Source organism: Psychrobacter sp. Pi2-1, assembly GCF_904846645.1.
Classification (GTDB): Bacteria; Pseudomonadota; Gammaproteobacteria; order Pseudomonadales; family Moraxellaceae; genus Psychrobacter.
Genome location: NZ_CAJHBO010000030.1, coordinates 22,370 through 29,936 on the forward strand (window position 1 = coordinate 22,370; position 7,567 = coordinate 29,936).

General features: G+C 40.8%; 5 protein-coding genes. All 5 read right to left on the reverse strand.

Annotated elements, in window-relative coordinates; all coding sequences use genetic code 11:
* Positions 1-12: 12 nt before the first annotated feature.
* Positions 13-1,731 (reverse strand): bifunctional protein-serine/threonine kinase/phosphatase, encoded by a 1,719-nt coding sequence (locus JMX91_RS12630; RefSeq protein WP_201549490.1) that lies wholly within the window; start codon positions 1,729-1,731, stop codon positions 13-15.
* An 83-nt stretch (positions 1,732-1,814) separates the two neighbouring features.
* Positions 1,815-2,630 (reverse strand): formate/nitrite transporter family protein, encoded by an 816-nt coding sequence (locus JMX91_RS12635; RefSeq protein ID WP_101204375.1) that lies wholly within the window; start codon positions 2,628-2,630, stop codon positions 1,815-1,817.
* A 541-nt stretch (positions 2,631-3,171) separates the two neighbouring features.
* Positions 3,172-3,324 carry a hypothetical protein gene (locus JMX91_RS12640; protein ID WP_166739250.1) on the reverse strand — a complete coding sequence of 51 codons (153 nt, stop codon included), beginning with the start codon at positions 3,322-3,324 and terminating at the stop codon, positions 3,172-3,174.
* 603 nt (positions 3,325-3,927) lie between these two features.
* Entirely contained in the window at positions 3,928-6,201 is a 2,274-nt protein-coding gene (locus JMX91_RS12645) for a TonB-dependent receptor (RefSeq protein WP_201549491.1), read from the reverse strand.
* Positions 6,202-6,478: 277 nt separating this feature from the next.
* Positions 6,479-7,066, reverse strand: coding sequence for a hypothetical protein (locus tag JMX91_RS12650; RefSeq protein ID WP_201549492.1), 588 nt, complete (start codon positions 7,064-7,066; stop codon positions 6,479-6,481).
* Positions 7,067-7,567: the final 501 nt, after the last annotated feature.

Consider the following 7,567-nt stretch of genomic DNA (forward strand, 5'->3'; position numbering starts at 1 on the left):
TATACGATTGAGCTACCAATAGTCATTTAAAATCAGGCTAAGCACTACTACTAATAAGGCAGTGCTTACGCTTTGCCAGAATCTCACTGGGTCGCGATCGATCCATGCGGTATTATGATCAGGTTTAAAATCTGAGCTTGGTCTATTAAGCTCATAAATAAATTCAGAAACTTCTTTATAGCGACGTTTTGGATCAATATCTAATGCTTTATTTATAGCATAAACGGACCACTCTGGTATACGTATGCCCAGTTCTAACAATGGTCTAATTTTGAGTTGATTTTGCGCCTTTTTGCTATAGGCATTAGATACCTTCAGGCCATACGGCAATTGACCACTTAGAATCTGATAAGTTAAAATACCCAGCGAAAAGACATCACTTCCTGCCGTACCTACATCACCTAATAAATACTCTGGTGCCGTATACTGTAAACTACCTGGTATTGTATTGTTAGCATTAACCTTATCTAAACCTGCGATGCTAACCTCGCCAAAATCAATAATTGTGACCGTCCCTTTGTCATCTATCAAGATATTTTCTGGTCTTAGATCACGATGAATCACCTCGGCGCGGTGCATGACTTGTAATCCAGTTGCAATTTGCTGAATGATAGATCGTACTTGATTAAGGCTCGGTTTTGGATGCTCCTCCATCCATTGAGCTAAGCTTTGAGCTTCAACATAGTGGCTTAGAGTATATAGTTTTGAACGTGGCGTTTTTAGCTTAGGCGCTGTCATCAAATGAGCATTATTTAGACGCCTTGCCACCCACTCCTCCATAAGCATACTTTCAATGTGAGTGTCATCTTGACTTTTTTCAGCAGAAGGCGTTTTTAGGACGTATAAACTTTCATTTTGATCTATGACTAAGTATGTGTGGCTACGCGGCGTTTTACTGAGTGGTCTAACAACATGCAGTCCATCAATTACAGCTCCCTTTTCTAACGAGATTATGGGCGTAAGATCTTTGGTATACCTATAAAACTCACTTCTATCTTCTGCTGGTAGATCATTAATTTTTATCACTAAAGCACTGGCATCATCTACAGAGCCTTTTGTAGTAGCCAATTCACAAAGGATTTGAGCACAGGTAGCACTTGGTAATTTTTCTAATGTCTGAATGATATCATCGTTGTTTAGATATTCATGAACACCGTCACTTAGTAAAAGGTAGGTTGCGTCCAACTGGGCTTCAACGTTTAGATAATCCAGACGGATATGATCATCTAAGCCTAGTGCTGCACTTAGATAAGTACGTTCATCATCATAAACTTGACGATGATCTTGAGTGAGAATATTGATAATACCCTTGTGTAGCATAACGACACGGACATCACCTGAGTGAAATATGTGAATGGTGCGCGATTTGATAATAAGGGTAGCAAATGCACACACATAGCCTTTATTTTGATTAAAGCTGTGCCCGCCTTGTCGACTTTGTGCAACCAGCCATGAATTTATTGACAGTAATACTTTAAACCCCGATGTCTTTGCAGACCAAGTCTCTGGTGTATCTAAATAATCATTTAAAAAACTACTCACTGCTATTTGACTGGCTTCTGCACCAAATTGACTAGTACTTATACCATCAGCAACGGCAAATACAGCGCCCTTAGATTGCAACAGACTATCATCAGGCACATAGGCGATAAGAGCGTCTTGATTTACCAGCTTTCCTATTCCTGCTTGTGAATGCTGACTAATACTCACCGAAATTTTTTTCTGTGTCATTGTGATGTCCAGAAGCTAAGATTGATCCCTCAATAATAGACCTCGCCTAAGCGAGGTCTATTAATAGCACAACTCATTTATTATCATTGAACCAATTTGCGGCTTGGACGAGTTCGTACATGAGTAAAGTACAGTGGCAAACCTACAAAAAACAGACCACCTACTAGGTTACCTAGTACTGTAGGTAATTCATTCCAAATCAAATAATCTGCGATTGTAAAATCACCACCCATAATCATTGAGAATGGGAATAGAAACATATTGACGATAGAGTGCTCAAAACCCATATAAAAGAAGAGCATGATTGGCATGTACATGGCAAACATCTTACCAGATGCTGAAGTTGAAATCATAGCGCCTACTACGCCCATCGAAACCATCCAATTACATAACATACCGCGAACAAAAATAGTAAACCAGCCCGAAGTTCCGTGAGACTGATAACCTAGTGTACGAGCCTCTCCAATAGTGCCTACTTTGGCCGCTATAGTGCCACCGTCTGTCTCATAGCCAAAGGTTAAGATAAAAGAGGCTAGAAAAGCCACGGTTATGGCTCCGCCTAAATTGCCTAAAAACACAAGCCCCCAATTGCGTAATAACTGCTTCATGTCGCAGCCTGGACGCTTATCTAGTAATGCTAAAGGCACAAGTGTAAATACACCTGTCAGCAAATCAAACTTCATCAGATATAGCATAATAAACCCGACCGGAAACAATAATGCCCCTACCAGCGGATTACCTGTATTCACTGTTACTGTAATCGCAAAGAAAGCCGCCAGTGCTAATATTGCACCTGCCATAAAGGCGCGGATTAAGGTATCACTGGTTGACATACTCATCTTAGACTCACCAGAATCTACCATTTTCGTCGTGAATTCGCTTGGATCAATGTAAGCCATCTAACACCTCAATTGTTGATTCATAAATAACAATATAGTTAAAGCAATAGGTGTGCCAATTGTTACGAGACAATCCTAATGTTATTGTCATTACCTGGTTTCGTAACTAACTATTTTGTCTTACAATTCTCTAACTATGGTGTCTTGGCATTTTATGACCTAGGACCTTCTAAAGGATAACTTTGTTATACCTTGTCTTATTATATTCTCTCAAACAGTATTCTCTATTTAAGAAGCTCCTAGTTGGTGCATTGCTATAGTGGCGCTCCTCAGCGGTGCTCCTCAGCGGTGCTCCTCATACGATAAGCTCTTAATTGGTGCACCACGATAGTAGTTACTAAACAAGCTCAGATACTACATAAGTATTGACCCCTACGGCCAAAAAACATTAACTACTACGATATTTGAGTAGAATACACTTTATCTTTTATAACAATATTTATCAAAGCGATGACAGCGAGTGCAAAACTCAGCATCACGATATCAATACTACCCATCGCAGAGATAAACCATCCGCTAAGTGCTGATCCGATCAGGATTTTTAAGTTAGCAAATGACATATATAAACTGTTAGCAAAAACCTGGGGCTCACCGGCATCATTATATTGGCTGGCGCTTTCTTTCCAGCTTTAGCTCCACATTTGCCAGCAACAACCCCGACAATATCAACATCATCGCCAGCATCTTCAACCACGTCACTCCTTCCCCTGTGAGCAGCACGGAAGTCACCATACCGAATATTGTGATCCCTGCTGTCAATCCCGTACACTTAAACTTGGGAGATTTTAATCAGACAACTGGCGGAAGTTTTTTAGGGTATACCCTAAAGGAACCAGTTATTTTGCCCTCTAAACCTATTAACAGACCACTTAAAACAGACTGGTATAATGGAACCACTTATAACGGACTACTGAACTAGCTCGTGTTGCCCCGAAGCCATGGACCTTTGCATCATGCTCTTTTTATTACATCATCTATTTTTTGCATGCGTTTTAATATTTTGTAGTAGTCATACGATGTTTAAGAGCTTGCGCTGACATATTACAAAATTGCTGGTATTATTGCCGCTTTGCGTTAGCATTCATTTGCCCTACGTGATACTTTCTAAAATAGTTATTAGATCTTCACTGGTAACAACGTTGTCGCTGGTTTGAATCCGATTACGCCTACCAGATTCGAAAAGCCCCAATCTTAAGACTGGGGCTTTTTTATCCATAAATATGGGCTGTAGCGGAAAAGAAAGCTATACGTCGATTCAAACTACCTCTTTTCTCACTTTCAGCAAACATCAACGAAACTAAAACTTATAATTCACACCCATGAAGAATGAGCGGCCAACACCTGGTACGGTAGTACCCCAGTTAGACCCTGATGCTAACTCACCATTCATTGACATGGTTTTACCTTGACCCATATAAGCACCCCCTAAAGGTAAGGCGTAACTTCTGTCAAACACATTATCGACACCCACTTCGACACTCATATCTTTCCACTGATAACCAGTACTTAGATTCAACAAGCCATAGCCTGAGGTTTTCAACTCATTACGAGGATCTGAGACTTTGTTTTTGGCAGCGACGCCCACTACTTGAACTTGGTTTTTCCAACCGCTATTCTCATGATTAAGTGTAATGCTACCATTCAAGGGCATGATGTTATATAGATCAGAGCCAGTTTTTTCGTTCTTACCATTGGTATAGCTAAGTGAACCTGAGAGGCTCCAATAACCCCAGGCATTATTGGCTAAGTCACGATCTGCGGTGATATCGATGCCATATATTCTAGCGTCTTGATTGGTATAACGTAGCACGTTGTATCGATCTACTGTTTGGGTAGCTGCAGGTGCGTTCGTAGCTGAGTCCCACTGTACAGCATCGACATAGTCGTCGATTTTTGAATAGTAAGGAGTAGCTTGGATGTTCCAACTATCATTAAAAGCACGCCAATCAAAAGTTGCCGATAAAGTATTGGATTTTTCTGGTTGCAGGCTTGGATCACCAAAATAGCCATTACCATCACCCACAGTATTGTTCATGATAGCCGCCATTGGCCATGTCGACCATGTATAGCGCTCATAAAGACTTGGGGTACGCTCTTTATGGGCAACGCCTAGCTCTATTGAGCGTTGTTCATCGATATCATAATGGGCTATCACGGTTGCATCAATATTATTGTCAGCGGTGCTTCGATCACTAGCGTTGAAGTTAGCGCTATCACGAGTTTGATTAGCCATCATGTTATAGCCACTGACTTCATCAGCGCTAGTACGTACGTTTTCGTAACGAGCACCAATTTGAGTTGTCCATTTCGGCGTGATTTGCTTTTCCCATTCGCCATAGACGCCAATACGTTGGCGCTGACCATTATTGATATTTTGGAACTCATTTGGTGACATCATCCCAGTACCGGAAGCTGGCCATAAGTCGTTGAGCGTATAATCTTGATATTCAGCACCTACAGTCACTGTGCCTTGATTAGTCAAATCAATAATACCTTTAATATTAGCACCGATAGTTTCGCTATCGGTATACATTGGCATGCCATTGGCGTCATTATAAAAGAACTGTTTATCATCACCAAAGTTCATATAGTGTTCGACGTTCTCAGTATATGCCTGTGCTTCTAACTGCCCCCAATTCAACTCACCTTTGTAACGTAAGTTTATTCTATCGAGCTGGTTGTCAAGCATATCCATACGCTGGTTTGGGTATAGCTCCTCTGGTACACGCTGTGATAAATAAGTGCCTTGTAGTAAATGGTCACCGTTTTTATAAGCAAGATCTAGCGATTGGTTTTTGCTTTCAAAAGCGGTAGATCCGACTTCATCTTTGGGTAATTTTTTATCACCGTTACCTGTTGCTGTATAAGACTTAAAGTCGCCACCAGCAGTATAATTATCAGACTGAGCATAGCTACCTTTATAAGTTAAGCTAAAAATATCATCCGCTAGCGTCGTTGAAAGGTTGGCACCGTAGCCATTACCATTGCTGCGATAAAACGCTCCAACTTCACCTGAGCTGACCAAAGTGCTGTCCGCAGAAAATACTGGCTCTGCAGTTTCAACAACGATAGTGCCGCCGATACTATTACCGCCAACACTCACTGGTGTGACGCCAGCATAGACAGTAGCGTCTGCCACTGCGCTAGGTACGATATAAGATAGCGGTGAATTCATGCTATTTGGACAAGAAGCAATTGAGTCCACACCGTCTACCAAAATACGTAAACGGTTGTCGGCCAAACCTCTAATAACAGGTAATTTTGAGATACCGCCAGCACTCTGTACATTAATACCAGGGATTTTGGTCAATATGGTAGCGGTATCACTGGTCGCAACTTGTTTGCTATTGATATCATTGCGATCGAGCGTTGCAGCTATGCCTAGAATATTGGTACTTGCTACGGGGGCATAAACGGTGATTGTCGGTAAGGTTGCAGTTGGAAGCGCTTCGCTATGACCATAACTGTTTATTTTGGCAGTGTCAGCATAGGCGCTACTGATTTGAAATAAAGCTATGGCTAAAATACTTAGTTTTAAGGTAGGTACAGCGTTCATTGGTGAAATCAACATCTTGTTTTCCTAGAAATTCTTAAACGTTTTAAACGTCTTTTATAAAATCGGTTATTCAGTTTTTTGTCCCAAGATGCCATTTAGGCCGAGCAATTGTGGGTTTAGAATAGGTGCTTACTGAGCATGTTCCGATACAAATAGACGGTATTTTCAGCACAATATTGTGAGTGCAGTATTTTGAACACAGTGTTTTAGGCAAACGCATACAAACGCGTCAATCAAAGCATCAAATAAGCTCATTGATTGATAGTAACTACCTGCCTTTAAATATCACTGATTATATGAGTATAGATTGTGGAGGAGCGCGTGTAAGAGGTTGTAAAAAATTACTAGGATAGTAGGCATTTGAGCGATACAAAAGCGTAACTAAGACAGTAGACAGCTCTATCAAAGCTGAACCAGTGTGTGTAAAAGCGACTGGTAATAGTGCTGCAGATATGGCAGTGCAAAAGTCGCAGCCATTGTATTTTACGGAGTCAGGGTCAGAGCTTCTAACTTTATCTTCGGTATATAAGACTTCCTGTGAAGGTGCGGCGACAACCGTTACGACTGGCTTAACGGTCGCAGGCGATGCTAAAGACAAGAATGCATTATGATGAGGTAAATGACGAGCGGCACTATCAATGGGTATGTTGTGATTCGTTTGAGTAATATCAGCCTGTATTTTCTCATACTGCTTAGCTGCCGATACAATCGGTGCAAGCTCAGCACAGATACCATGACCTAAGTGGGTATTATTATCCCATAGAGGTGTCAGTAATAAAGAGATGTGCATGATCCAAGCAAAACATGCAACCACCGTGCCCAACCACATTGTTACTGGTGATGAATATCGTAAAACAAGCTTGTGGCGCTTAGTAGACATGATGGGGTCATCTTATTACCCAGCTGTTAATGATGCATAGGTAATATTAGTAACATTTATAGTTAGGGAGGCTTGATATTTTGAAGTATTCAAGAAAAGATACTTAACAAAATATACATGACCGCAAATAATGCCATTCTAAGGTAATGGGTATTCCTTTTACAAGCTTTATTTAGGCAAGTAAATAGCATTCTTTACGATAATACCCTTAGACATTAATTAAGCAGCTTGATTGTAAGTAATAGAGTGCAGTAGTTTATATGCAGTGACTCCTACTGTTTTTACTTACGTTCGACAACTTGTTAGAAGATTAAGGTACACCTAAAATATTTCCGCCATTTGTCTGATTAAAATCTCCCAAGTTTAAGCCTACGTGACCCCTGCTGTCAATCCCGTAGAACTAAACTTGGGAGATTTTAGTTACGCAGCTTGACGATAAAAGTCAAACCACACTTGTCTTGGCGTTTTATAGCCCAAACCCTTTTGAATCCTAGTCTGATT